Annotated in this window: 33 protein-coding genes; 5 read left to right on the forward strand and 28 right to left on the reverse strand. The window is 35.4% G+C overall.

The annotated features are described in order from the left end of the window. Positions 1-198 precede the first annotated feature (198 nt). The 10 genes from MKY71_RS09920 to MKY71_RS09965 form a co-directional block, all read right to left on the reverse strand. Entirely contained in the window at positions 199-1,035 is an 837-nt protein-coding gene (locus MKY71_RS09920) for a hypothetical protein (protein WP_340732447.1), read from the reverse strand. Positions 1,036-1,077: 42 nt separating this feature from the next. Then, a complete protein-coding gene (locus MKY71_RS09925; protein ID WP_340732448.1) occupies positions 1,078-1,569 on the reverse strand; it encodes a fructose-bisphosphate aldolase in 492 nt (163 codons plus the stop codon). An 11-nt stretch (positions 1,570-1,580) separates the two neighbouring features. After that, positions 1,581-2,033 carry a GNAT family N-acetyltransferase gene (locus tag MKY71_RS09930; protein ID WP_340732449.1) on the reverse strand — a complete coding sequence of 151 codons (453 nt, stop codon included), beginning with the start codon at positions 2,031-2,033 and terminating at the stop codon, positions 1,581-1,583. 56 nt (positions 2,034-2,089) lie between these two features. Then, positions 2,090-2,254: a hypothetical protein gene (locus MKY71_RS09935; protein WP_340732450.1), complete on the reverse strand. Its 165-nt coding sequence runs from the start codon at positions 2,252-2,254 to the stop codon at positions 2,090-2,092. A 112-nt stretch (positions 2,255-2,366) separates the two neighbouring features. After that, positions 2,367-3,245: a pirin family protein gene (locus tag MKY71_RS09940; RefSeq protein WP_340732451.1), complete on the reverse strand. Its 879-nt coding sequence runs from the start codon at positions 3,243-3,245 to the stop codon at positions 2,367-2,369. Positions 3,246-3,497: 252 nt separating this feature from the next. Continuing rightward, positions 3,498-3,995 (reverse strand): GNAT family N-acetyltransferase, encoded by a 498-nt coding sequence (locus tag MKY71_RS09945; RefSeq protein ID WP_340732453.1) that lies wholly within the window; start codon positions 3,993-3,995, stop codon positions 3,498-3,500. A gap of 47 nt (positions 3,996-4,042) precedes the next feature. After that, entirely contained in the window at positions 4,043-4,765 is a 723-nt protein-coding gene (locus MKY71_RS09950) for a DUF5694 domain-containing protein (RefSeq protein WP_340732454.1), read from the reverse strand. Positions 4,766-5,190: 425 nt separating this feature from the next. Beyond that, positions 5,191-5,628, reverse strand: coding sequence for a DMT family transporter (locus MKY71_RS09955; RefSeq protein ID WP_340732455.1), 438 nt, complete (start codon positions 5,626-5,628; stop codon positions 5,191-5,193). Positions 5,629-5,648: 20 nt separating this feature from the next. Further along, entirely contained in the window at positions 5,649-6,140 is a 492-nt protein-coding gene (locus MKY71_RS09960; RefSeq protein WP_340732456.1) for a DinB family protein, read from the reverse strand. 60 nt (positions 6,141-6,200) lie between these two features. Further along, entirely contained in the window at positions 6,201-6,731 is a 531-nt protein-coding gene (locus tag MKY71_RS09965; RefSeq protein ID WP_340732457.1) for a helicase, read from the reverse strand. A 169-nt stretch (positions 6,732-6,900) separates the two neighbouring features. Here MKY71_RS09965 and MKY71_RS09970 point away from each other — a divergent pair, with 169 nt between their 5' ends. Continuing rightward, positions 6,901-7,548, forward strand: coding sequence for a DUF421 domain-containing protein (locus MKY71_RS09970; protein WP_340732458.1), 648 nt, complete (start codon positions 6,901-6,903; stop codon positions 7,546-7,548). 61 nt (positions 7,549-7,609) lie between these two features. On the opposite strand, the gene MKY71_RS09975 is transcribed toward MKY71_RS09970, so the two are convergent. The 9 genes from MKY71_RS09975 to MKY71_RS10015 all read right to left on the reverse strand — a co-directional run bounded on the left by MKY71_RS09975 (position 7,610) and on the right by MKY71_RS10015 (position 14,305). After that, complete coding sequence (locus tag MKY71_RS09975) at positions 7,610-8,155, reverse strand: D-glycero-alpha-D-manno-heptose-1,7-bisphosphate 7-phosphatase (RefSeq protein WP_340732460.1); 546 nt, start codon at positions 8,153-8,155, stop codon at positions 7,610-7,612. Between the two features lie 157 nt (positions 8,156-8,312). Next, positions 8,313-8,789, reverse strand: a complete 477-nt coding sequence (locus tag MKY71_RS09980; protein WP_340733630.1) for a CarD family transcriptional regulator — start codon at positions 8,787-8,789, stop codon at positions 8,313-8,315. Between the two features lie 191 nt (positions 8,790-8,980). Continuing rightward, positions 8,981-9,901, reverse strand: coding sequence for a phosphotransferase (locus MKY71_RS09985; RefSeq protein ID WP_340732461.1), 921 nt, complete (start codon positions 9,899-9,901; stop codon positions 8,981-8,983). A 54-nt stretch (positions 9,902-9,955) separates the two neighbouring features. Beyond that, on the reverse strand, positions 9,956-10,441 hold the full coding sequence (locus tag MKY71_RS09990) for an HIT family protein (protein ID WP_340733631.1): 486 nt from the start codon (positions 10,439-10,441) through the stop codon (positions 9,956-9,958). Positions 10,442-10,473: 32 nt separating this feature from the next. Continuing rightward, entirely contained in the window at positions 10,474-10,941 is a 468-nt protein-coding gene (locus MKY71_RS09995; RefSeq protein WP_340732462.1) for a GNAT family N-acetyltransferase, read from the reverse strand. Positions 10,942-11,351: 410 nt separating this feature from the next. Beyond that, complete coding sequence (locus MKY71_RS10000; RefSeq protein WP_340732245.1) at positions 11,352-12,629, reverse strand: IS110 family transposase; 1,278 nt, start codon at positions 12,627-12,629, stop codon at positions 11,352-11,354. Positions 12,630-12,785: 156 nt separating this feature from the next. Further along, on the reverse strand, positions 12,786-13,250 hold the full coding sequence (locus tag MKY71_RS10005; protein ID WP_340732464.1) for a GNAT family N-acetyltransferase: 465 nt from the start codon (positions 13,248-13,250) through the stop codon (positions 12,786-12,788). A gap of 95 nt (positions 13,251-13,345) precedes the next feature. Continuing rightward, complete coding sequence (locus MKY71_RS10010) at positions 13,346-13,885, reverse strand: hypothetical protein (protein WP_340732465.1); 540 nt, start codon at positions 13,883-13,885, stop codon at positions 13,346-13,348. A 141-nt stretch (positions 13,886-14,026) separates the two neighbouring features. Continuing rightward, complete coding sequence (locus MKY71_RS10015) at positions 14,027-14,305, reverse strand: hypothetical protein (protein WP_340732467.1); 279 nt, start codon at positions 14,303-14,305, stop codon at positions 14,027-14,029. Positions 14,306-14,516: 211 nt separating this feature from the next. On the opposite strand from MKY71_RS10015, the gene MKY71_RS10020 reads away from it, so the two are divergent. After that, complete coding sequence (locus tag MKY71_RS10020; RefSeq protein WP_340732468.1) at positions 14,517-14,747, forward strand: hypothetical protein; 231 nt, start codon at positions 14,517-14,519, stop codon at positions 14,745-14,747. 314 nt (positions 14,748-15,061) lie between these two features. After that, the gene (locus MKY71_RS10025; RefSeq protein ID WP_340733632.1) at positions 15,062-15,244 is read left to right on the forward strand and encodes a DUF4017 family protein; all 183 of its coding nucleotides are present in this window, start codon (positions 15,062-15,064) and stop codon (positions 15,242-15,244) included. 139 nt (positions 15,245-15,383) lie between these two features. Here MKY71_RS10025 and MKY71_RS10030 read toward each other — a convergent pair whose 3' ends face one another. The 4 genes from MKY71_RS10030 to MKY71_RS10045 form a co-directional block, all read right to left on the reverse strand. Next, positions 15,384-16,406, reverse strand: a complete 1,023-nt coding sequence (locus tag MKY71_RS10030) for a CAP domain-containing protein (RefSeq protein ID WP_340732469.1) — start codon at positions 16,404-16,406, stop codon at positions 15,384-15,386. A 420-nt stretch (positions 16,407-16,826) separates the two neighbouring features. Further along, a complete protein-coding gene (locus MKY71_RS10035; RefSeq protein ID WP_340732470.1) occupies positions 16,827-17,396 on the reverse strand; it encodes a manganese efflux pump in 570 nt (189 codons plus the stop codon). A 484-nt stretch (positions 17,397-17,880) separates the two neighbouring features. Beyond that, positions 17,881-18,324 carry an NUDIX hydrolase gene (locus MKY71_RS10040; RefSeq protein ID WP_340732471.1) on the reverse strand — a complete coding sequence of 148 codons (444 nt, stop codon included), beginning with the start codon at positions 18,322-18,324 and terminating at the stop codon, positions 17,881-17,883. 29 nt (positions 18,325-18,353) lie between these two features. Next, positions 18,354-18,761 carry an NUDIX hydrolase gene (locus MKY71_RS10045; RefSeq protein WP_340732472.1) on the reverse strand — a complete coding sequence of 136 codons (408 nt, stop codon included), beginning with the start codon at positions 18,759-18,761 and terminating at the stop codon, positions 18,354-18,356. A gap of 191 nt (positions 18,762-18,952) precedes the next feature. Here MKY71_RS10045 and MKY71_RS10050 point away from each other — a divergent pair, with 191 nt between their 5' ends. Then, positions 18,953-19,468 (forward strand): nucleotidyltransferase family protein, encoded by a 516-nt coding sequence (locus tag MKY71_RS10050; RefSeq protein WP_445683743.1) that lies wholly within the window; start codon positions 18,953-18,955, stop codon positions 19,466-19,468. Between the two features lie 157 nt (positions 19,469-19,625). Then, positions 19,626-19,892, forward strand: a complete 267-nt coding sequence (locus MKY71_RS10055; protein ID WP_340732474.1) for a YesK family protein — start codon at positions 19,626-19,628, stop codon at positions 19,890-19,892. A 100-nt stretch (positions 19,893-19,992) separates the two neighbouring features. Here MKY71_RS10055 and MKY71_RS10060 read toward each other — a convergent pair whose 3' ends face one another. The 5 genes from MKY71_RS10060 to MKY71_RS10080 form a co-directional block, all read right to left on the reverse strand. Then, positions 19,993-20,475 carry an NUDIX hydrolase gene (locus tag MKY71_RS10060; RefSeq protein ID WP_339171500.1) on the reverse strand — a complete coding sequence of 161 codons (483 nt, stop codon included), beginning with the start codon at positions 20,473-20,475 and terminating at the stop codon, positions 19,993-19,995. A 64-nt stretch (positions 20,476-20,539) separates the two neighbouring features. Continuing rightward, positions 20,540-20,944: a hypothetical protein gene (locus tag MKY71_RS10065; RefSeq protein ID WP_340732476.1), complete on the reverse strand. Its 405-nt coding sequence runs from the start codon at positions 20,942-20,944 to the stop codon at positions 20,540-20,542. 111 nt (positions 20,945-21,055) lie between these two features. Then, positions 21,056-21,613 (reverse strand): hypothetical protein, encoded by a 558-nt coding sequence (locus MKY71_RS10070; protein WP_339171505.1) that lies wholly within the window; start codon positions 21,611-21,613, stop codon positions 21,056-21,058. 407 nt (positions 21,614-22,020) lie between these two features. After that, positions 22,021-23,298 carry an IS110 family transposase gene (locus tag MKY71_RS10075; protein WP_340732245.1) on the reverse strand — a complete coding sequence of 426 codons (1,278 nt, stop codon included), beginning with the start codon at positions 23,296-23,298 and terminating at the stop codon, positions 22,021-22,023. Between the two features lie 427 nt (positions 23,299-23,725). Further along, entirely contained in the window at positions 23,726-24,550 is an 825-nt protein-coding gene (locus MKY71_RS10080; RefSeq protein WP_340732477.1) for an ABC transporter ATP-binding protein, read from the reverse strand. Between the last annotated feature and the right edge of the window lie 23 nt (positions 24,551-24,573).

Below are 24,573 nucleotides of genomic sequence, written 5' to 3' on the forward strand. Positions count from 1 at the left end.
TTTTCCAATAGTAGTACAATTCCAATAACCAATGAAAAGAAAAAGTACATGCCTGCAAAAAACTTAGAAATTAAATCTTCCCGAACAAGAAATTGAGAAGCTGAAAAATACATTGCTATAAACATAAGCATTGTGATTAAAGACTTTCTCCATCTCATAATTATCAGCATCCTTAAATGTTTAGTGGGTTTCTATAATTTAAAAAGTGCGTAACAACGTTTTCATTCTCGCTTCAAAATCCGGATGTCCCCAAGAAAGCTTAGCGTTCTCAATACCTTCCTCATCTACCAAATGCTTTACTAAAAGATAAGCAATATAATAACCAAGCCGGCTATAGCCAAATGTTTGACCCCCGTTAATCGAGAACCATTCTTTAAATATTTCAGCTGAAGTACATTGAGCTAAATCTTGCTGAAAAACGTTGATAAAGGTTTTTGTATTTTCTTCACAAAAATTCAGCCACTCTGGATCTGGTTGATATGCAAAATAAATATCCTGATCTGCCTCTACTACTAAAGTTGATAAGTACGTTGCTACGCCCTCTTGCAGAAGCCATGTGAATGGGTTACGCCATTGTATATCTTCTGCATCTATCCCGTTATGTGTAGTGAAAAGGTGATGGACTGCATGGCCAAATTCATGTGCAATAATTACTTTTAGACCCGCCTCATTTTGCTCAAATTTTTCAACACAAAAAGCAATATGAGGATCCATTGAACGATAAGTATAAGCATTTGAACCACCTAAACCGACAAAAATATAAACATCCTTTGTAAATTTTATCGGATACCGCTTTTCGTACTCCTTTGTAATTTGAGGAGTTAGCGATTTTAATTTCTCGGTAATCCAGCACATTTGTTCAATTTTATTTGGATGAGCTTTTAATGCATTTTCAAGTTTCAATTCCTTATTTTTACAATGATGATCAAAGTAATAGCTATAGATTTGAGGGTGTTGATTAAAATAATTTTCGTAGTACTCTTTGGAAGGTTCATAGTAATTAAGAAATGGACTAGCTAGATCGTATATTTTCATCAAGATGTCTCCAATCTATTAATTAATGATTTAAGCCCTGACTTATTCAAACTCCACTAAATCCCCAACTTTATATTCTTCTGTCACGATTTCCCCATCGTTGTCGATCCTTACTTGAAAAATAATCGTATTCAATGCCTCTCTGATTAATCCTTCATTTAATCCTTTAGAATAAAAGAAAAATTCCTGAGTATGCTTTGCGAAATTCTCACTCTCATTATTTTGTTCACCACCGCCGCCAAACCAATATCGGTCTGTAGCATCCAATGAATCAAGCGCTTCTTTCCAACTATCGCTAAATGCAAAATGAACTTTCTGGCCGGCTACATTATTCACTTCCACGTTTAATATAAATTTTCTGAAATCATCAATATGTGGATTTTCTAATTCATGTGTTCCAACTCGCTCAAATTCATCCTCGGTCAATGGTGAAATTATGGCTTCAATTGAAGTAGTAGGCTCTGCTCGAAAACTGCACGCAGTCAATATAAACAGGACGGAAAACACAACGAATAAAAATATGGTTTTTTTCATATTGTCCCTCCCTATAGCTCTTTCGATAACCGGATCATATCGATACACTGGATGCCATTCTCGTAAATTTCTTCTGAGTAATGCTTAATGAAATAGTTATGATCAACTGAAACAATCCGAAAACCACATTTTTGATATAACGCCAATTGCCCAATACTTGAATTTCCCGTACCAATTTCTATCGTCTTATAGCCCTTTGTTTTGGCTACACCAATGGCATCACCGATTAATAATTTCCCGATCCCTTTTCCCTTATGTTCTTCAGCTACTGCTACATTGACTATTTCCACGGTTTTTGGTCTTGTCGGCAACAGGACATAGACACCGATGATTTGCTCATTACTTTCAGCTACAAAACATTCTCCCTTTGCCAAATAATCTTCCACGATACTTTTAGAAGGGTCCGCCAGTAGTAATAATTCCATTGGCACTTTTTCGCATTTTTCCAACCTTTTAATCTCCATAGTTGTCCCCCTTTACTTCTCGGTTAGTTTTGTTTATCACTTTCACTTTCCTTTTCCTACTCTTTTTCAATATCATTACTTATATTTGATTTTTCTTCTTCAATCTTATATTTCTCTTTTATTAAAATTCCAAGCTCAGAATAATTAATCCCATGCTTTACCGCCAAAAAAACAACGATGTAAAGTAAGAATCCTAAAAAAGCAAACGATAATAAATCCATGTAATCCTCTCCTTATATTATCAATTTTACCATAATTTAAGCGTCGAATTTGGTGAAAACAAAAAACCAGATGGCTCAGTTCCATCTGGTTCATTGTAATAACGGGAATGTATCAGTTTTTATTTCTTACAGCTGGCGGTCCAAATTTCCCTAGCTGTAAATCACGGAATGCTTCTCTGATTTCTTCTTTAGTATTCATCACGAACGGTCCGCCTAGAGCGATTTCTTCTCTAATCGGTACACCTGAATAAATTAAAACTTTAGAACGTGTAGCTGCTTTAATCTTTAGTTCGCTTGAATTGTCTTCAGAACCAGCTTCGTTATAAGAGATTGTAGCCGCTCCTGTTTTGGAGATTTTGGTCTTACTTTCCCCAAACTCCATTTCACCTGCCAACATAAACAGGAATGAATTATGATTTTCAGGTAAGACATGCGTGTACTCAGCACCTTCACGAAGCGTAATTTCGGTCATCGTAATCGGAACTAAGCTCTGCATTGGCCCTTTAACACCCGCAATATCCCCTGAATAAACTCGAACGAATCCCCCATCAATATTAACTACAGGTGCATCTTCAACATAAATATTTTGATAAGACGTTTCTGTATGTTTTAAGCTTTTCGGCAGGTTCAGCCAGAGCTGTAATGTATGAATCAAGTCATCATCAAATGCTTCTTCCGCATGTCGAGCTGCCCAGCCGGCATTCATATATTGAACATCCCCGGCATTTAAAATGCTGTACCCGCCGGCATTATCAATATGTTCAAGTCTGCCATCGACAACATAGGTTACCGTTTGAAATCCACGGTGCGGGTGATCAGAGAATACGCCACGTTTATACCAATCTTCTGCCATTAAAATAAATGGATCGAATTCAGCATTACGATTGGGATGTAGAATGAATCCTTGTTGGAGATGTGGATACCCATTTTTGTTGTACTCTGGATACCAAAAACTTTTAATTTCTCTTTGAAAAGCTGTATTAGTTGCCAATTGTATTCCTCCCACCAAGGTTACTATGATTAAATTATTAGATCAAAAACTTCCAATTAAAGTTTATCGCATTTTCTCCGCTAACTCTAAAATTATGCCTTGGTTATTTACTATGATCCCTACATGATCGATTTTGTGAATTTTCATATTTAATTCCCCTTTGCACTTAACTTACTTATGCAATATAAAACATTAGAAGATAAATCTGCTTAAAAAAGAGGATTTCCAATACAACGAAATCCACCTATGTCATTAATCCATATTCTCTTGCAGCTTGACCATGTTATACCAGCTGACGCCACCGTGCTGTGAATCGGAAATGCCGTGATTCATAAAGCCGAGCTTTTCATAAAAAGGAACTAATTCCTGCTTGCATGTTAACGTGATTCCTTGGCGTTCATTTTCAATTACGAGCTGCTCCATTTTATCAAATAGTATTCGAGCGATGCCTTGTTTCCTAGCCTTTTTAGAGACAGCTACACCTAAAATACTTTGATAGCCGCCTTTTTTAGGATTTTCATTAATCTCTTCAAAAAGGTCATCCGTTATGTAGATTTGAGGAATTACTGGACCATTAATATAACCAACAATCTCTCCGTCTTTTTCAGCAACTATAAACGTATCCGCAATCAGCTGGATTCTCTCCACAAAGGCTTCCCTTGTAGCCGCCTCTTCTTTTGTAAAGCCTTCATTTTCAATGACGATCAGCTCTTCTAAATCTGTCTTTTGCACATTTCTTAATGTAATCATGTTGTTCCTAACCCCTTTATATAGCCATATACTTATTCAAATTCAATTCATTCAGACCAATCTCCATACGGAATAACTTTAATTGCTTTGCCATCTTCCAGCAGTTGTTTAAATAGATAGTTATGTGCGCTTCCATATAAAATAACAGCCCGCTTTGTTTCAGGAAGAATGGATTTTTTTATATTACGTACGATTCGTAAATTACGGTAATACCAATATTTTGTTACCCACTCAAACGCAATTTCATCATCGAGCTGCATTAAATCCACATACACTTGATGATCATTTACTATGTATTCATGTGAATTAATATGTTTGTACAGCTCAATGATATTCCCTTGCTGGATTATAGTAGAGTCCTTTTCAAGTACCAACTTAACACGGTTCATAATTTCCTCGAACTCTGTTTTCGATATTCCTTCTGCAACGAGACCTAAATCAAGCGATTCTTCGGGCTGCTCGTTCCAATCCACTGCATAAATGGCATCATGTCCAAGCTTTTTCGCTAACCGGAATCCAATTTGATAAATCTCATTTCCCTTAAATGCTTCATTTATTTCGTATACTTCTGCCGAGCGATAAACTGAAGTTAAATGTTCTTGTAGAAGAAATGGATATTCCACAAATACTTGATCTGCCTGGAATTCTGCAATATCATTTGCCAACTGTTCGAAATCGTTATCGCTATATTTACTTTTATCCTTTTCCGATAATTCGTTCATGTCCGAGGTATCGCCTAGATGAAACGTTCCAACTAATAGAATTTCCATATTTAAGCTCCTTTATCTTTTCAAAAACTTTGTCCTTGTTTAGAACTGATTCACTGAACAACAAGATTGCCAAACAGAAACCTTTATTTTGTTTACATACGTATGCTTATTTCCGACTATATTTTTCCACAGTAATTTGGATGATATAAAGAATCAAGAGCCCGACTGTCGTCCAAAACGAAAAGAATAAGGCATCCCGCCATTTTGTTTCTTGGAATGCTTCATTATTAATATATAATCGAATCAAAAATGACAATATAAATATGATGAACAGTAAAAAGAACATCTTTTTGTGTTTTATAATTTTCACTCCTGCCTTTTAAAGACTTTAATCAGATAATAGTTTCTTCTCAAAATAGGTTAAAGATAAATATTCATTTAATGAAAGGACACTTTTTTGAATAATCGTCCTTTAACGGATTTCATTAAGCTTTATTAAACAAATAAATCCCAACAAACATTAACGCAAGGGCAATTACTTTCGTCATATTCATTGGATAGGTAACCCCTCCGAAAAGTCCGAAATGATCAATAATTGCACCGAGTAAAATCTGTCCAACAATCACTGCCATAAAGGTTGCGGCAACTCCGATTAAATTTACAGAAAAGATGTTAATGACAATAAAGAATGCGCCTAACAATCCTCCGATTAATTGCCATTTTGGTACAGTAAATACAGTTAATAAATTTCCCTTTCCGAAAAAGAAAGCTAAAAAGAATAATGCAAGAGCTCCTACCATGAAAGAAACAGTTGCGCTTTCTAATACGCCTACTTTCTTACTAAGTAAGGCATTGATTTGACTTTGTATAGCGACTGCCGAACCGCCGATCAATGCTAAAAATGCAATTATCAATTTTATCATCAACAGTTCCTCCAATGTGATTACCAGGAAGAATAATCACCTGTATTAATAGTAGATTTAATTTGATTTATATGATGAAGGTCATGTTCCATTAAACCTTTTAAATACTCGTAAAACGTTAAAGTAGACTGGCCTATCTGTATTGGACTTAACCATTTATCTTCAGAAACTTGCAATAGTTGTTTTATAAAATCTTGTCGTACAGCAACACATTTATTCAAAGTATTTTCAATAGACTCTCTTCTGGCAATGAAAGAAGATCGGCTATTTAGCTCATCGTCACTCGGTGCTTTAGGTAAGGATTCTCCGGTAAATAAATATGGGATTCTTTGCTGCAACACAAATTCATCCCAAGGGTAAAAGTGACCAACTATTTCTATGATTGACCACTTACCTTCCGCAATCGGTTTTCTTAATAGCGTTTCATCCTTAGAATTCAGACTATGGATAAACGTTATGAAGTTTTGATGATGCGCTAATATTTCTGATTTCTCCTTCAGCAGATGAACCACCTCTGTTTAATTATTCTTTACCAATATAAAACCTTAATAATAAAGTTTCCATTGAGGAAACTACTCGTTGCCTAATTGGAAAATAAACCGGTTATCGGGATTCCACACATGCAAGTTGTCGGCTACATATCCGCGCAACCATAACACACCATCAACTTTTCTAACATAAAATCCCTTCGGAAAACTTTCTTCGTCACTAATTAAGTGTGATGCAATCGTGACAGACCCAGTAGGCGCCTCTTTTTTTCGTGAAAGATCGCCTGCATTCCCCTCCTCTTGATCTACATATTCCAGTCGTAAGTAGGGGCCTAGTTCTGGTGGACATAACTGTAATCCTAGTTCATTTGCTTGTTTAAAGATTTCAGGAAGTGTTGCGCCATTCGGAAAGCCAAGGTCTCTAACTGATAGTTCAACAATTTCTACGCTATATTTTGTTTCGGTAGTAATAAACCGATCATCATGTAATAATTTCTCACCATACTGGTTCAATAAAATAGACGATTGCTCCAGTTTTCGAATAAGGTCGACTTTTGACAGCCCTCCTACCTCAACTGTTTTTGTAATAACAGGACAATCAGGATATATTCGCATTTCCTTGCCTCCTCACCCTTTAATTAAAATAGTGCTGTTAAACCTTTCCTATTCATTTCGATTAAACTTGTAAATACTCCTTCATCCCTTTTATTACCACTAGTGATTTAAGACCAGCTTAAATTGGTAGCCTTCAGGGTAATCAAAGGTTAATAGGAGCGTGAAACAAATGATTACAGCTATTTCTATTAAAATTATTGCAGGGTTTATCGCACTGATGGTTGTTATCCGCTTTATCGGTAAAAAGGAACTTACTGAAGTCACACCATTCGATTTTATATTTATCGTCATTCTCGGTGGAACGTTGGAAGAAGGAGTATATGATGAAAAAGTAAAGGTTTGGGATGTCCTCTATACGATTGGCCTATGGACTGCGCTGTACCTTTTAACCGATTTTCTTGTAAGAAAGTTTGAAAGGCTACGTCCGATTATTAAAGGAGAGCCGGCTTTTCTCGTTAATAATGGGCGATTGGATATTAAAGAATTAGAAAAAAATAAAATGGAATCCGAACAACTACGATCCTTGCTGCGGATGCAAGGCGTTTTTTCAGTTAGTGAAGTAAAATATGCCCTTTTGGAGCCGGGCGGGCAAATTAGCGTATTGAAAAAAGATTCCCCCGATGAAAATACAGGTGGTGTGCTAACACATTTGCTGATCGATGAAGGTCAAATTGAAGAAAGAATTCTGGCTCAAATCGGGAAAGATAAGGAATGGATTATTCAACGATTAAAAGAGGAAGGTCATGGGGATATCAAAAAAATCTATTACGCGGAATGGTCAGAGGAAAATGGATTTTACATTCAGACTTATGAATAACTAAGTTAATGAAATAAAAAATTGGCTCAGTTTCTATTAAAAGAACTGAGCCAATTTTCGATTATTTAAGTTTTTTATTATCATTGTGAAGATCACGAATAATCCATTGGGCTGCTTCTTTTAAATCAGGAAACACTGCGTCTGCTAGTGGATCGCTATCACCAATATAAACGGCTTTTGTCCCGGCTTTTTTTCCTGCCTGAATATCTGTATCCGTATCACCAACCATATAGGATTTTTCAAGATCAATATTGTATTTTTCACCTAAATCCAAGATCATTTTGCTATTGGGTTTTCTGCATTCACACCCGGCCTTTGGTTTATGCGGACAATAGGCAACCTCATGAATCGTTGCGCCCTTTTTCTTCAACTCGGCCACCATATGGTCATGAACTTTCTGCAACTGCTTTTCCTTCATATAACCTAATCCGATGCCACCTTGGTTCGTTACAACAAACACATAGTCAAAATGGTCATTTAAGCTTTTTATGGCCTCTTCTGCTCCTGGTAAAAAATAAAATTGTTTCGGTTCATTTACAAATTTCACTCGCTTCGTCAGCACTTCATTAATGACACCATCTCGATCTAGGAACACTGCTCTTTTCAAACGATCCACACCTTTTTTATTTTTAGTATGTTAAAAACAATCAACTTTAAGCAATTCTTATTTTAAGTATTCAATAGTTTTCTTAATATTATCCATCCATAAAAAAAGACACAATTCTTTACAAGAATCGCACCCTTTTGGAAGTCTTTTATTATCTTTAGCCGAAACTTTTAATTTGATTTTCAGTAATCCCTTTAATTAATCCGAGTTCAATCCTCAAAAAATGATGCGCGCTATTTAACATTTCTCTTTCACTTGTATTTAATGCTTTTTCTTCTTTCATACGCATTAAATCACGTACAACTTCAGCACATTCCAGTATTTTACCCGTTTTCACTTTGTCCGAGTTCACTTTATATCTTTGTCTCCACGACAATAATTTATCGGATTCTCCATGCTGAAAAATGTGAATGATGTGTTTCAAATCCATTATATCAGTAACAGGTCGTATACTTGAATTCAATATTTTGTCCTTCGGAATCGTGATTAGCATATTACCGATTGACATTTTTATGACATAACACTGTTGTTTTTCACCTGATATTTCCTTTTCTACTACGGCTTTAATGATACCTGCTCCTTGCATTGGATAAATAATATTTTCACCAATTTGAAACAAATAATCCACCTCCATATTTGGCAACCATAAGGTAACCTTCTTAACCTTACCACGTATATGGATTTTTAACAAATTTTCAATAATAACATACACATAACATTAGTGTCAAACGATTTTTATTGGTTTTACAATAAGAATCGTTTTGGATGCGAATGAAGAGGTGGTGGGTTAATAAAAGATTGATTACGTATCATAATGTATTCGTTTTATACCAGTTTATAGTCAGCGCTGTTTAACAACATTTGAATTAAGCTATTAAATAATTTTTGCTGAGAAAGTTTTTGCCAATCCTCCTCATACTCCGCCATTAACCACATCACTTCATCTAGAAATACGTGCTGTTTGGCCATTTCCCAAAAGTTTTTTTCCTCATCGGTAATGTCCATGTGCTCTCTGTAACCCGATAAAAAAAGTTCCCATTCACCTCTTGTAAAGACCCGATCTGGTGCTTCTTCATGCTCATTATGAAAAAGTAGTAATGCGAGGGCCAGATCAAATATTTTTGGAATCCATGCCGCATTATCTGGATCAATTAAATATGGTGCGGGGGTGAATATTAAATTATTTGCTTTATAATCATGAGGCGTTGCCACATGCGGTAAATTGGCATTACAAAGTTCCTGCTGAATTGCTACACTTTCCATCAACTTTGTGTTTATTGCTGGATCAATTTTTAGTCCGGCTTTATGTGCATGATGAATAATTGCCTCCGTACTCTCTTCTACTTCTTCTTCATTAAAATCATATACATCATACGCAAGGAGGTCATATACATTTGTAACAGGTGAACAGCTGTGAATCTGTCCTAACATTTTACCGGCTTCATAAATTTCATTGTCTTTGCCTGAATATTTCTCACCTTCAATAAATGGATAAACTACATAGTTTGTATCATTATACTTTTGCGGATTATCAACTTGTAATTTAACTGGCGTTACAACATTTATCCCCTTATCTTTCAGCATGGTCGTATAAGAAATGACACTTGCTGCCTTTTTTTGTGTTCGTTTTACGACAACCTCCTGATCACCATATTTCACTCGGTATACTGGTGAATATGGGTAAATGCTTATTGGTTGTTCTTCCACTTCAAATCCAAATAAATTTAAGATTTCGGTTCCACCCATTTGTTAAACCTCCTTTGTTTATGAAATTTACCACTGATACCTCATTACCTACAATCATGTATTTAATTCTTTTTTTAATAATTCAATCGCTGTCATTACTTCTTCTTTATTTTTAGAATCATTCATATGGTTGCGGGCATGAAGTAGTACAGGTCTAACGGACTCGACAGAGCGGCCAAACTCATACATCCACTCATATCTAGGAACCATCCAAGTATGGAAATGGTGGGTAGTATCTTCATTATAAAAGTAGTAAACGTACTCGATCTTTAATACTTCTCTTTGAGCCTGTCTTATTCTGGTTAACGCCTGAATATAATCTGATTTTTCCTCTTCAGTTAATTCATCAAAAGACTTGATATGTCTTTTAGAAGCTAATATGATTAACCCCTTGATTGGATAAGCTACATCTTGATGGGCGTGGAAATACTTCGTTTCATAGACAACACCGCCATCCGGTTCTATCAATCCACTTGTTAGGGCACAGCTTAAACATTCAACTTCAACGATTTTTCCATTTGATAATGTGTTTTTCTTAATACAATAACCCCCTTACCGTTTACTTAAATCAATTAAGATTTTTCATAAAAAACTATCGTTATCTTTTCATTTATTTTTTTGGTATTACCTGTTTTTTTATAGCCTAATTTTTCATAGAGGTGACAAAGCCCTTTTTCTTGCATAATAGTGTCCAACTCCCATGATTGGGCGTCGTGATAAATTTCCTCTATGATTCCAAAAACTTTTTGAGCAATCCCTTTACCTTGGTGCTCTGGCAAAATAAAGATAGGACTGACGCGATAAGATTTATTTTGCATTTTTACAATTCTAATACCACCAATAGTATCTTCCAAATACTTAATCAAATAGTAATCAGTAAACGGTTGTTTGAATCGAGTAATAACTTTTTCTAAAGATTCATTTGCTGGGTTTGTATCATCGTCCTGATATTTTTCCAGTAAGGGCATAAATGCGTTCACTTGCATTTCATGCAGCATAGCCGCGTCATCTATAGTTGCTTTACACAATGAGACTACCATGAATCTTATACCTCCCTCTATAAATGTTGATGTATCAATGGCTCACGCCATTTTAGAGTGTCAAAAAAATATTCTCCCGACACGTACATCTATCTTTATTTTGTAATTATTGATTTTTTTAACAATATATCTGAAAGCTTCGCTAAAAGATGAACCATTAATTGGTAATGTTCCTCCTGATCCTGTGCTGTATATTGATGCACTTTTGGATCTCTGCGTAGCTTATGATGACGGACCCTCCCATGTCTCTAGGCGTCTGATTGCGCGTACATTCCTTCGTTCGGTCTATTCATAAGGCAGAGGCTGGCGATGCTCCTTTAGGGACTCGTTTAATTAATCACGGTCGGATGGGGTAAATAATGCCGGCTTCTCCGTGTCATCCTCTTGGTTAAACTTTTGATGAAGTACGCTTAAGCAGCTGTTTGGAGACTGGCAAAATCGTTCATCATTTGTTGTTCATTAAACATGGTTTTCTTTTTACATAAGGCATGTAAAATCTTCAGTAACTTCCCACATAACACGACGATGGACTGCTTTTTTCGAAGCGGATTGACTGTACGTGTTGTGTAGTATTCATGTAATTGTTTGAATGCTGGATTATGCAAGATTAAAGGCATCATGACTCGGAAGAGGAGGGCGCGAAGTTTTCTTCTACCTCGTTTAGAAATCCGTTTTTGTCCTTTTTGCTGACCGGAAGAGTTTTCACGCAATGTGAGTCCCGCTAGTTTAATTAATTGGCGTGGATGTGTATATTGCGTTAAAGAACCAATCTCTGATAGTAAATCGACAATCGTGACATCCCCGATTCCAGGTACCGATGCTAAATAGTCATAATCCGTCATTTGTTTGGCTAACTCTGCGAGTTGACTTGTTAAGTCGTCTAGTTGTGCTTGCATCAATTTGTGCTGGGAAAGAAGCGTGGCGATTTCGAATTTGGCCATCACTATACCTTCTGTCAGTCCGATTGAGCTTTCTGCTACCTCGACTAATTGTTTTGCCTTTGGTAGCTGTGGGCTTTTCAGACCGTCTACCTGGCGATATAAAAATAGTAACTCTTCTGGTGATTTGCCTACAATATCTGTTGGTAATGGTGTTTTTTCAAGTACCGCATACGCCATTTTCCCAAAGCTTTTAAACACTTGTGTGAATTCAGGAAAAAAGCGATCCAGCCAACGAATCATGCGATTTTGTAGGGCATTTAAGTCTTCTTGAATCTTTGAACGTAATGTCGCACCATTTCGTAACTCCGCTTCGATACCTTCGAGATGTCGTGGATAGCTGAAGCGACCATCTCGCATGAGGCGAGCAATGACAAGTGCGTCTTTTTGGTCATTTTTCGTTTGAAGATTGTCGTCCAATTCCTTGGAACGATTGACGTGCATTGGATTGACCATCACGAATGGTATTCCGTAGCTTGTCAGAAACGCCGCCAAGTTCATCCAGTAGTGTCCTGTTGGCTCAAAACCAACGAGGATTTCCTGTTTTTCATGAGTGGTTTTTAGAGCGAGTAAGCGCTCATAAAAGCCTTCAAATCCAATGCGTGACTGTGTAATAGGAAATGATTTTTGGAGCACTCGGCCTCGATCATCAATAGCGCAAGCAAAATGTTTGTGCTTCGCAATATCGATACCGATTACTAGTGTATTTTCAGAAACTTGATTAATTTTTTCATTCGTATTAAAATTCATTGTTGTAAGTCCTCTCTGTGGATGTGCGAGTCAATTTTCCGGTTGACACTCAAGCATCATACAGGAGGGCTTTTTTGTTTTCAAGTCCCCGAAAATCCTTCTAACAGGAATGCTCCTTTATAAAGTCTCTTCTAAAAGTCTATCCAGACTCCTATTTCATCTACATTTCATTTTAAACACATCAATTTTTTCATATTTTTCATCAGAAACAGTTTCGAGGAAAGTCCACCCTCTCTTCCTATAATAATCAGAAGCATCTTCTGTTCTTAAAAACAGCTCATTGTACCCTAATTCATTTACTATGCTAATCGTCTCTTTCATTAACAATTTCCCTACCCCTCGTCCCCGATACTCTGGTTTTGTATAAAGAGATGCAAGCCAAGGTTTATAAAACTTTCTTACACTTAAATCGTTTTCAACTATCGATACCGTACCAAAACAGTGTCCATTTTCATAAGCTATTAGAGTTATGGGGAATGCATACTCATTAGTGTTAGAAAAGTAATGAACAACCTCTTCAAACTTCATTCTACTACCTGTTTTTACTACAAATTCTTTATAGACCATTTCAGAAACTTCATTGATAAATTCTGGCTGGTTTGATAATAAATCTATATTCATATAAATCACCCAACCCTAAGCGTATTTAAGAAAAAATAACACACCTAAATTTTACCATTATATACAAATAAAAAAAGCTGATTCTATTTATAGAATCACGCTCTTTCATCAATTGTTTTTGAAAATCCAGTAAAGATTAAACAAGAAATAAATGCAAATGTAGTAACCACAATACCCAAAAATATTCCGATCGCTCTCATAAAAGGATCATCACCTGGAAAGGAAGGCGCTAGAGTAACTAACATATAAATCAGCATCAGAGACAAGATTAAATAAAAGCTGCTACCGATTACTGCCAACTTTAAGCGGTTTCTTTTCGTACCTTGCCAAGTTTTATTAATTATTATCCATAAAAAGATACTTCCGATTACAGCAAGTACCATCACAAGTAAATGTACATACGGAATTAAGAAATAACTTAACAAATAAATGATAACGGTAGTTGAGAAAAATAGGATCGCATTCATAATAAATAGAAACAATCTCGCTAACCAATAATTTTGAAACCATTCAGCATTTTTTAGTCTGTTTATTAGAAAATTGTCTTCTCCAAGTAAGTTGATTAACGGCCTTTTGAGAAATGTTACCAGGAATACCCCAATAAATCCTATAAATAAGAATAAAGTTAAAGACATAGCTTCCCCCCTAATTGTTCAAAATTAAATTTTCCTTAAAGATAGTTAACGCCAATAATGGAATAAAGTTCCTATTCAAAAAGAAGCATCATTCCAGTAGAGAACAATGCTTCTTTTCACTAAATCAACTGAGATCTATCTTTATTCTGCTAAGTCTATTTTAACCTCAACGTCGTTTGCTATTGGATTATCAATGTAACTGATCCATAGTTTTGCTTTACCATTGTATGCCTCATAATACTCTCTATAATTAAATCCTTCATAGGCTGAGGTAGAGAAACTGCTACTTGTCGAGTTTAGTGGCGTACCATCCTCTTTTTCAGCAGGATATAAGGGTTGGCGGCCTTGATCATTTTTGACTGGTGAGTTTAAATAGACGCCGTTGCCGACAGCGGTAGCTTTTTCAAGTAAATTCTCCAACGTACGCCACCTCCTTATTTATTAGACTGTAAAAAATTTAATTTCGTTCGAACAAAATTCAAAATTTTTTTAATGAAGATTAAGGAATGAAAAATTAATACTTAACCTATAAAATTAATAAATCTTTATAATGTTGAACGGAATCAATGTGGTTTTATTCCTGAAGTAGCACATACCCTTTCCAGAAGCATAAACTACACAGAAAGGGTTGATGACAATGCCACCATGGCAACATAAGGTTAATTATTTAATAGGACAACCGATTGGTATATCCTTCGCAAATGGTCAGGGGACATCTGGGGTACTTTGTGGTGTATCAAACGGAAAGTTAATGGTTATTGAATATCTGTATCACACACAATTTGCACTGAAACAGTATGACTTTACAATGATTGCAGATATATCTGGTTTTCCACCGTGTAATCAGCAACGCCTCTATTAACAATTGATTGTTAAATAAGACAGCTCAATTTGGGCTGTTTTTTCTTTTTCTCTCTTTTTTGTCTTATCACACAATATCGTTCGGTCTGATTCCATTCCGCAGTTCATTATTATGTGAAATATTCCTTAGTTTCAATAATCCCCCATTTTGCTTATATTAGCTTACTATATTTTGGTGGTATAATGAAAAAAAGCACAACCCTATTTGGAATTGAACTGAAAAGGTGAGGTAAATTAAATGTTCGATTCAGTAAATATTTTAAGATATTTTGGCAGTCACTTAAATTTAATTATAAGGTGGTGAATTAACCGATGATGAAAAAAATTATCCCTCTATTAGTTTACTTACTAGTTTGTCTAATCGCTGTTATTCTACCAGCTTCTGAGGGATATAATACAATAGGTTGGAAATTGCTAGTAGGACAAATTTATGCCATACCCGCTTTAATCATTGCTATTTTGTTCTCTATATTTTTGGACAAAAGACTTACGCATTGATTAGAAAAATGTAAATGAACAACAAACACTGTTCATTTTTTTATGCATTCACTTTACAAAATAAATTGCAGAACAAAAAAAATTAGGCTACTTAACGCCCATAGAATGGACGATAAGTAGCCTAACCGTATTTAAATTCTTATAGTTGGATAAATTGTTGTGTCCAATAGTAACCATCTTCAACAAAACCTACACCAATATGTGTGAAATTGGCATTCATAATGTTTTGACGGTGACCTGGTGAATCCATCCATGCTTGTACTACTTGTTGTGGTGTTCTTTGGCCTTGTGCAATGTTTTCTCCAGAAGAACGGTATGAAATCCCTGCAGATTTAATCTGATCGAACGGGCTTCCAAATGTCGGGCTTGTATGTGAAAAGTAATTATTTTTCGCCATATCTGCTGATTTTGCATGAGCTACACCCATTAATGACGTGTGCATTTCAAGCGGTTTTAAACCTGCTTTTGTACGTTCTGCATTTGTTAAGTCTACCACTTGTTTTTCAAATTCAGAAACTGACTGACTAGCATTGTTCGTAGTAGTTTTTACTGGTGCCTCTGTTTGTTGGTTATTTGAGTTTGATGGTGCTTGTGTATTATTGTTATTTGTCACAGGTGTTGCCTGTGTATTTGTCGTTGTTTCTGGTGCAGTTGTTTCTTTTGCTGGTGCTTGCTCTTCTTTTACATCATTGTTCGTTGTAACCGGTGTTGCTTTTTCTTCTGTTGATGCTTCAGGTGCTTTTGCATCGTTATTTTCTGTAACAGTTTGAGCTTTTTCTTCTTTTACTGGTGCTTGAGCTTGAGGTGCTTTATCCTCTTTTTCCACTGTTTTAGTAGTCGTTTCTTTTTGTGCTTCTTTATTAGTAGTAGTTTTTTGTGTATTTACTACTTTGCCCTCTTTAACTATTTTATTAGTATCAATATTAACTAAAGCTTTATTAATCGCATCTTTTGATAAAATCCCGAATTCGCCTTTTACTGAAATTTGCTTAATTAATTTTAAAGCCAACTCTTGATAATGATCACCTTTAATAAGTTGAATATGTTGAGTATTTGCACCTTTATTTTCTTCTTTATTTATATCTGCTGCATTAGCCGCAGTAATAGATGTTGCAAATAATGTTGCTGCACATAGTGATGTTGCTAACCATTTTTTATTCATTTTTGAATTCCTCCTCTTCTACACAAACTATGTTACAGTAGAAAATACGTAATAAATGGTCCATAAACTGGTAAGAATAGCATTCTATTAATAAATTCCAAAAAATCAATGGGTTCGAAACTGTTAAATTCACAAAATCATCCAGAAAAAAAGTATACTTCCACTGAATAAATATTGACAGATTTTAAGATTTATACAAACACGCATTACTATTACGTATGTTACAAGAAGATTACAACTTATGGACTTTATTTCAATATTTTTTGGAACTAATTGGGATTTGGTGGGTTATATAATATACATAATTAAAAGCCGCTTACCTTTAATAAGGAAAGCGGCCGTATATTACGGAAAATCAATTGCTGAACTTGATTTAGAATTCTGTAGGGTTATGAAAATATCCTGTCCGATGCATTGAGATTAAACAAGCATTTCATAAAGACCTATTATAATCAGTAACCAACCGGAAATCGTTGTCGAATATTTACCGATAAATGTTTTATTAAGGAGATAACCAAAATGGCTGCCGATTCCAATTGTCACTAAAGAGAAGAATCCTATAGAGAGAACGGTCCAAAGAGCTGAAATACCGTTTGCACCAATCCCCAGTCCACTTGCCATACAGTTCAATGATAAAATAAGTCCAAGGTATATTGCTTCTCTCCAAGAAATGACATGATTATCATCCCAATCAATTAGTTCCGGATTTTTAAATGGTTCCGGATTAGTTAATCTTTTGGAAAATAATGTCCATAACCCTATCATACATAATAAAGAACTCCCTACATAGTTGGCCATATTTGGTGAAATATATTCGCTTAACGTACCGCCAGCTAATACTGCAAAATAAGTAAAAGTCATGGAAATAAAAGCAATGATTATGTTTGATAAAATAGGGATTCTTGTTTCTTTTACTCCATAAGCCAATCCAATCCCCAAATTATCTAAATTAGCCGCTATACCTACAATAATAATGGTGACCCAATGCATAAAATCCTCCCAAAAAACCTGTCATACCTTTTACCTTATGCAGGATCAAAACTTTTGTTCAATCAGAGGCCTTGTAAACCTTGCGAATAAGTACAGTGGTTTAAATTATGGTTATCCAAAAGGACATTTAAAGATAATAGAGGAATATTAGGAGTGAGAACCGGGGTGTAGGCATGATAAAAATGAAAATAATCACGATTAGCTTTATAATCGCTTTGATTTTTGGCTTACCATTTAAATGGATTCAGTATAAGGGAGATCAGATGGTATCAATATTTGAAGCCTATAACTTAGGAATGACGAATGTATTTTTCGATTTTTCTCTGTTATTTATAATACATTTATTATTTTTCTACTTTGGAAGTGGATTTCAAAAATTAATACTAAACCTTCCTATACAAAAAACTACGTTAATTATAAACAATAGCCAATTAACTGAGACGTTCAGTTAGTTGGCTATCGTTTGGTATCAAACGGTATTATATTACTTTATGTATCCAATTTTTTCTAAAATCTTTCGAGTTGTATAATTTAAATTAGGTAAAGAATCTAGTGAAAAATATGCAAGCTCCAAACTTTCTTCATCTTTTCTCATTTCTCCGCCTATCTCCACTGCCTTATAAATAACAGTAGCATTATAGATCTCATCCCCATGAGGAAATTTATAATAAAACTCTTTACCAGAAGCTACACCTAACATTTCTAATTGATTTGTAATAAGCCCTGTTTCTTCATACAATTCTTTTATAGCTGTCTCTTCAAAACTGTCCCCCAACTCCATACCGCCTCCAGGAATTCCCCAATCTTTTGTGTCTGAGCGTAATTGTAATAATAACTCATTCTCCTCATTCATCACAATGATTGCCGATCCAGGTGCAATAATCGGTCTTGTTCCAACAATACTTCTAAGCGATTTAATATAGCCCATCTTTTTCTCCTTTTGAATATAGTCTTATTTTAATTTCCCTCGTAATTTGAAATTAAGTTTTCAATAATTATTTGGTCTTCAGGATATGTATGAATTATTTTGGAAATTTCATCGCTATTCTTCCAAGCAATTTCTTCAATTTCTTCATCGGGGTCCTGATATTGAATATTCCCACCAGTTATTTCACACAAAAAATATTTTGTCGTTACTTTATATTCTTTAATAATTGTTTTTTTAGTATGTAATTCTTTTACAATCTTTGCTTCATATCCCGTTTCTTCTGCAATTTCACGTATGCAAGCTTTCTCTGCAGTTTCACCCATTTCTACTCCCCCGGAAGGAATGTTCCAACTATTAGAACCTTTTGTACGTATCATTAATACATGGTTGTTTTTAATAATAATGGCAGATGCTCCATTCCAATATTTATATTGCACATCCCCAACCACCTATTTTTATAATTTTTACCAATTATAGCATTAACTACCTCAAAATTATTATGAATATTCTACCTTTTGGTTTAATGTGTTAACATAGGAATATACGTTCGAATTGTCAAAAGGGGGATATATTCAATTTGTTAAATAGTACAGATGATATTATCGAATTAATCAAAAGCGATGAAAATATGATTGAAATTATAAAATTGGTAAGTACATTAAATCTGCCTGACTGGTGGATTTGTGCGGGATTTGTACGTTCGAAAATCTGGGATACGTTGCACGGATTTAATAATCGCACTGAAATTCCAGATGTTGATGTTATCTATTTTGATAAATTGAATGTAGATGAAAATTATGAAAAGGAATTAGAGGCTAATTTGAGTTGTAAAATGCCTAATATCCCCTGGTCAGTTAAAAATGAAGCAAGAATGCACATCATCAATAACCTGCCTCCTTATACTTCTTCGGAAGATGCAATTTCAAAGTTTCCGGAAACTGCGACTGCATTAGGAATAAAGTTAGACAAGGAAAATAATTTGGTTCTTACTTGTCCGTACGGAATAGATGATGTGATAAATTTAAAAGTGAAGCCAACTCCATATTTTAAGGAAACAAAAGAACTTGCTTCAATTTATGAAAATCGAATTAAAACAAAGAATTGGCAGACTATTTGGCATAAAATTAAAGTTTATCCCTTATAAAATTTGGGACAACCCCCAAATAATCCGGGTGATGAAATGACATATTTAGCATTTTCTAGGTGGCAAAGTAAATGATATTACGATATATTTAATAATAGAAAGTAATATAAATAATGAATTGCTCAGGTTACGGAATACCATAACAGGAGGTAATTAAATGGATGCTTTGATGTTAGAGGGATGGACGCCAATATTACTTTGTGGAATTGTGTTTGCAATTGGAATGTATATTACATCCCGTAAAGTTTCAAAAAAAGTAGTACTTTTAACCGCCACTGTCTTAAGTCTAATTAGTGTTGGATTAATTATTTTTAGCAAGGATGTTGTCGGAGGCTGGGATGGTATCTTTTTGGCTTACTTCACGATTACCTGTTTTGCAGGCGTGTGGATAGGTACTTTTGTTGGCACTCTCTCAAAAAGGTAAACTAAATCTTTTATTTTCACTACCTAGAATACGGCAGAAAGACACAAGTGTTGTAATTACAACGTTTTGTGTCTTTCCTTATGACTATTGGTTATGAGGATTATAAAGTACAATCCAGGATTTCCTGATAAAGAATATTCCATTTTGGATAATAGTTAGAAATGTCCTTAGGATTAATAAAGATCCGTTGAGAAGATTCATGTCTTCCTTCAAATGGTAAGAGCTTTTTAATATCCATTTTGTAAAACACTTGATAACCGACTTTTGGATATGGATTGCTTTCTTCCCAATTTGGATTTTCCGTATGGTCTACAACTATGTACCCCAACAACTTACATTCACCTTCAATATAACCTTCTTCCAAAGCTTCCCGTTTAAAGCATTCTTCTGGGGTTTCCTCAGGTTCAATGTGTCCTCCCGGGAAATCCCATCCCCTATCGATTAAGTCGACTAATAACAGCTGATCTTCCCAAAAACAAAATCCATGTACACTTGTAATTAAATCATTTGGAGGGAGTACACTATTTTTCTCCCAAGTCAATTTAACTCTTGATTCACCCCAATTAACATATGTTGTAGTCATATTTCTCCTCCTATTATGATGCTTATTTAAAGGTTCCTTTCGGTAAAGACTTATTTATGAAACGTCATTCTTTTGAACTCTTAATTTCAAACTCCTCGTAATTTTCACCCCATGAGACAGTTATTATTCCTACTTCGTTTCCTTCCAAAGTAGAAGCATTCAGATTACCAGGACTAACAAGATATAATGGTTCGCTTGCATCCTTAACTATGAAAGTTTCTGAACCACTTTTCTCTCCAATTTTATATGTAACTTGTATTGCTTCTCCATTTGCTAATTTATCAATTTCGCCTTTGTAGTTTATTTTTATCTCAAATTCACTATGATTTTCATCATTTTTGATTTTGACATTATACTTATAATCAATCGCCCAATTATCACTTTCTCCAACATACTCATGACTTCTCGTTTCATAATTACAACCAGTTAAAAGGAAAACACAAATCACTAAACATAAAATTCTTTTCACGCTTCCATCTCCTTCCCCCTTAATAAAAAGCTGAATTCCAACCGTTATTTTTGGCTAACAGTTAGAATTCAGTTCATTAACCTTTCAGATTAGCCAATCATCCTTAGTAAATTACATTTTCTCACGTTCAATAAATTCTACATTGTTTTGTTTTGCCACTCTGTAGATTTCATTTTTATCTTCATGTAGGAACTGATCATTTAAAGGAATTCGAATAGAATTTCCATCAACTGAAGTGAAAATGTATTCTTCATGTGTACCGATATCATCTACGTAATATTCGAGCACTACTTCTTCAATTTCAGACCATTGAAATGTTTTGCCATCGAACAATTTGTTTGAAACCACTTGTTCATTTCCTATATACGTATAACTTAAGATTGATAAATAGAATACGAAGAGGGCACCTGCAATAATAATACTTGAAAGGCTATAAAAGAGTTTGTTCTGTTTGATTACCGGAATCATTAATCCGATAAATAATATAAAGCAAGCAGCCATTACGAGTCTAAAATTAATTCCATCCGGATAAAGGATAATTGCCATTCTATCAAATATAAATGTTTGAACATAGAACACCGGTAATATTGCTCCGACAACAGGTATGCTGATAAGTGCGACGATGGCGAGCACTAAAAAGATTAGACGAGGCGAGTAATGAGTTCGCATTTTAATTCCTCCCTCTATAAATGTTGATGTATCAATGGCTCACGCCATTTTAGAGTGTCAAAAAAATATTCTCCCGACACGTACATCTATCTTTATTTTGTAATTATTGATTTTTTTAACAATATATCTGAAAGCTTCGCTAAAAGATGAACCATTAATTGGTAATGTTCCTCCTGATCCTGTGCTGTATATTGATGCACTTTTGGATCTCTGCGTAGCTTATGATGACGGACCCTCCCATGTCTCTAGGCGTCTGATTGCGCGTACATTCCTTCGTTCGGTCTATTCATAAGGCAGAGGCTGGCGATGCTCCTTTAGGGACTCGTTTAATTAATCACGGTCGGATGGGGTAAATAATGCCGGCTTCTCCGTGTCATCCTCTTGGTTAAACTTTTGATGAAGTACGCTTAAGCAGCTGTTTGGAGACTGGCAAAATCGTTCATCATTTGTTGTTCATTAAACATGGTTTTCTTTTTACATAAGGCATGTAAAATCTTCAGTAACTTCCCACATAACACGACGATGGACTGCTTTTTTCGAAGCGGATTGACTGTACGTGTTGTGTAGTATTCATGTAATTGTTTGAATGCTGGATTATGCAAGATTAAAGGCATCATGACTCGGAAGAGGAGGGCGCGAAGTTTTCTTCTACCTCGTTTAGAAATCCGTTTTTGTCCTTTTTGCTGACCGGAAGAGTTTTCACGCAATGTGAGTCCCGCTAGTTTAATTAATTGGCGTGGATGTGTATATTGCGTTAAAGAACCAATCTCTGATAGTAAATCGACAATCGTGACATCCCCGATTCCAGGTACCGATGCTAAATAGTCATAATCCGTCATTTGTTTGGCTAACTCTGCGAGTTGACTTGTTAAGTCGTCTAGTTGTGCTTGCATCAATTTGTGCTGGGAAAGAAGCGTGGCGATTTCGAATTTGGCCATCACTATACCTTCTGTCAGTCCGATTGAGCTTTCTGCTACCTCGACTAATTGTTTTGCCTTTGGTAGCTGTGGGCTTTTCAGACCGTCTACCTGGCGATATAAAAATAGTAACTCTTCTGGTGATTTGCCTACAATATCTGTTGGTAATGGTGTTTTTTCAAGTACCGCATACGCCATTTTCCCAAAGCTTTTAAACACTTGTGTGAATTCAGGAAAAAAGCGATCCAGCCAACGAATCATGCGATTTTGTAGGGCATTTAAGTCTTCTTGAATCTTTGAACGTAATGTCGCACCATTTCGTAACTCCGCTTCGATACCTTCGAGATGTCGTGGATAGCTGAAGCGACCATCTCGCATGAGGCGAGCAATGACAAGTGCGTCTTTTTGGTCATTTTTCGTTTGAAGATTGTCGTCCAATTCCTTGGAACGATTGACGTGCATTGGATTGACCATCACGAATGGTATTCCGTAGCTTGTCAGAAACGCCGCCAAGTTCATCCAGTAGTGTCCTGTTGGCTCAAAACCAACGAGGATTTCCTGTTTTTCATGAGTGGTTTTTAGAGCGAGTAAGCGCTCATAAAAGCCTTCAAATCCAATGCGTGACTGTGTAATAGGAAATGATTTTTGGAGCACTCGGCCTCGATCATCAATAGCGCAAGCAAAATGTTTGTGCTTCGCAATATCGATACCGATTACTAGTGTATTTTCAGAAACTTGATTAATTTTTTCATTCGTATTAAAATTCATTGTTGTAAGTCCTCTCTGTGGATGTGCGAGTCAATTTTCCGGTTGACACTCAAGCATCATACAGGAGGGCTTTTTTGTTTTCAAGTCCCCGAAAATCCTTCTAACAGGAATGCTCCTTTGAATTAAATATGAATAAGTATTTGTGTTATTAACTACTATACGAATAAGTTGGTATAAAGTTTCAATTTTCTGGATATTATTACCATTAAATACCATTGTTCTCATTGAATTCAACCTTCTATGATAAAATTCTTGAGACAAAAAGAAGTCCTCCAATTTAAAACATAATTTGTTAGCTTCAGGATAATGGACACGTTTGCTTTTCATCAATGACCTAATTCATTTCATAAAAAAAGACACTTTCCTTCTTCAAGGTAAGTGTCTCAAGGGATATATCAGATGATTTCTTATTGACCGTCATCTGAATTTATAATACATGTGCTACTTCTCTTTGTTTAAGTATGCATCTGCCTTTTCCGCAAGGGATACACATTGGTGTTCCAAAAAGAGGATCTATAGTAACTTCACATTCCATTCCAAATACTTTTTCTACTAAAATTCTGTCTATTATATTCTCAGGTTTGCCTTGAGCAAAAATTTCTTTATTTTTAATTGCCACAACATTATGTGCGTATCGACAAGCCAAATTCAAATCGTGCAGCACCATCACAATTGTTCTATTTTCTTTCTCATTCAATTCAAATAGTAAATCCAGAATTTCAATTTGATGGGCCATATCCAAGTAGGTTGTCGGTTCATCAAGAAGAATTATTTCCGTGTCCTGAGCCAATGTCATGGCAATCCATGCCCTTTGGCGTTGTCCTCCTGAGAGGGAATCTACTTCTCGGTCTTTTAAATCTTCTATCCCTGTAGCTTTTAATGCTTCATTTACTTTTTCCTCATCTTCCTCCGTCCATTGTTTTAACCATGTTTGATGAGGATAGCGGCCTTGTTTTACAAGCTGAAGAACGGTAAGCCCTTCAGGAGCAACAGAAGATTGCGGAAGAATGGCCATCTGTTTTGCGATATCTTTCGTTGACATCTTCGCAATTGCAGTTCCTTCTAAATATACAGCTCCTGTTTTTGGCTTTAACAGTCGGGCAATAGAGCGAAGAAGCGTTGATTTACCGCAACCGTTCCCCCCAATAAAAACAGTGATTTCCCCTTTTGGTATGAGTAAATCCATTTCTTCAATAATAATGGAATCTCCATATGAAAGTGTTAACTCTTTCGTTTCAATTGCTTGGGTCATTTTGGTCAACTCCTTAAACTTTC

This window comes from Solibacillus sp. FSL W7-1324, from assembly GCF_038008025.1.
Lineage (GTDB): Bacteria > Bacillota > Bacilli > Bacillales_A > Planococcaceae > Solibacillus.

Excerpts from the sequence above, each read along its gene's own strand:
- MKY71_RS10080 (WP_340732477.1), bottom strand. The coding sequence starts at position 24,550 with ATGACCCAAGCAATTGAAACGAAAGAGTTAACACTTTCATATGGAGAT.
- MKY71_RS09925 (WP_340732448.1), bottom strand. The coding sequence starts at position 1,569 with ATGAAAAAAACCATATTTTTATTCGTTGTGTTTTCCGTCCTGTTTATA.
- MKY71_RS10000 (WP_340732245.1), bottom strand. The coding sequence starts at position 12,629 with ATGAATTTTAATACGAATGAAAAAATTAATCAAGTTTCTGAAAATACA.
- MKY71_RS10035 (WP_340732470.1), bottom strand. The coding sequence starts at position 17,396 with ATGCATTGGGTCACCATTATTATTGTAGGTATAGCGGCTAATTTAGAT.
- MKY71_RS10040 (WP_340732471.1), bottom strand. The coding sequence starts at position 18,324 with ATGGGCTATATTAAATCGCTTAGAAGTATTGTTGGAACAAGACCGATT.
- MKY71_RS10025 (WP_340733632.1), top strand. The coding sequence starts at position 15,062 with ATGAAAAAAATTATCCCTCTATTAGTTTACTTACTAGTTTGTCTAATC.
- MKY71_RS10010 (WP_340732465.1), bottom strand. The coding sequence starts at position 13,885 with ATGTCTTTAACTTTATTCTTATTTATAGGATTTATTGGGGTATTCCTG.
- MKY71_RS09980 (WP_340733630.1), bottom strand. The coding sequence starts at position 8,789 with ATGGAGGTGGATTATTTGTTTCAAATTGGTGAAAATATTATTTATCCA.
- MKY71_RS10055 (WP_340732474.1), top strand. The coding sequence starts at position 19,626 with ATGGATGCTTTGATGTTAGAGGGATGGACGCCAATATTACTTTGTGGA.
- MKY71_RS10050 (WP_445683743.1), top strand. The coding sequence starts at position 18,953 with ATGATTGAAATTATAAAATTGGTAAGTACATTAAATCTGCCTGACTGG.
- MKY71_RS10030 (WP_340732469.1), bottom strand. The coding sequence starts at position 16,406 with ATGAATAAAAAATGGTTAGCAACATCACTATGTGCAGCAACATTATTT.
- MKY71_RS09955 (WP_340732455.1), bottom strand. The coding sequence starts at position 5,628 with ATGATAAAATTGATAATTGCATTTTTAGCATTGATCGGCGGTTCGGCA.
- MKY71_RS09965 (WP_340732457.1), bottom strand. The coding sequence starts at position 6,731 with ATGCGAATATATCCTGATTGTCCTGTTATTACAAAAACAGTTGAGGTA.
- MKY71_RS09995 (WP_340732462.1), bottom strand. The coding sequence starts at position 10,941 with ATGGTAGTCTCATTGTGTAAAGCAACTATAGATGACGCGGCTATGCTG.
- MKY71_RS10005 (WP_340732464.1), bottom strand. The coding sequence starts at position 13,250 with ATGAATATAGATTTATTATCAAACCAGCCAGAATTTATCAATGAAGTT.
- MKY71_RS09950 (WP_340732454.1), bottom strand. The coding sequence starts at position 4,765 with ATGGAAATTCTATTAGTTGGAACGTTTCATCTAGGCGATACCTCGGAC.
- MKY71_RS09935 (WP_340732450.1), bottom strand. The coding sequence starts at position 2,254 with ATGGATTTATTATCGTTTGCTTTTTTAGGATTCTTACTTTACATCGTT.
- MKY71_RS09930 (WP_340732449.1), bottom strand. The coding sequence starts at position 2,033 with ATGGAGATTAAAAGGTTGGAAAAATGCGAAAAAGTGCCAATGGAATTA.
- MKY71_RS09985 (WP_340732461.1), bottom strand. The coding sequence starts at position 9,901 with ATGGGTGGAACCGAAATCTTAAATTTATTTGGATTTGAAGTGGAAGAA.
- MKY71_RS10020 (WP_340732468.1), top strand. The coding sequence starts at position 14,517 with ATGACAATGCCACCATGGCAACATAAGGTTAATTATTTAATAGGACAA.
- MKY71_RS10060 (WP_339171500.1), bottom strand. The coding sequence starts at position 20,475 with ATGACTACAACATATGTTAATTGGGGTGAATCAAGAGTTAAATTGACT.
- MKY71_RS09920 (WP_340732447.1), bottom strand. The coding sequence starts at position 1,035 with ATGAAAATATACGATCTAGCTAGTCCATTTCTTAATTACTATGAACCT.
- MKY71_RS09970 (WP_340732458.1), top strand. The coding sequence starts at position 6,901 with ATGATTACAGCTATTTCTATTAAAATTATTGCAGGGTTTATCGCACTG.
- MKY71_RS09945 (WP_340732453.1), bottom strand. The coding sequence starts at position 3,995 with ATGATTACATTAAGAAATGTGCAAAAGACAGATTTAGAAGAGCTGATC.
- MKY71_RS10070 (WP_339171505.1), bottom strand. The coding sequence starts at position 21,613 with ATGCGAACTCATTACTCGCCTCGTCTAATCTTTTTAGTGCTCGCCATC.
- MKY71_RS10075 (WP_340732245.1), bottom strand. The coding sequence starts at position 23,298 with ATGAATTTTAATACGAATGAAAAAATTAATCAAGTTTCTGAAAATACA.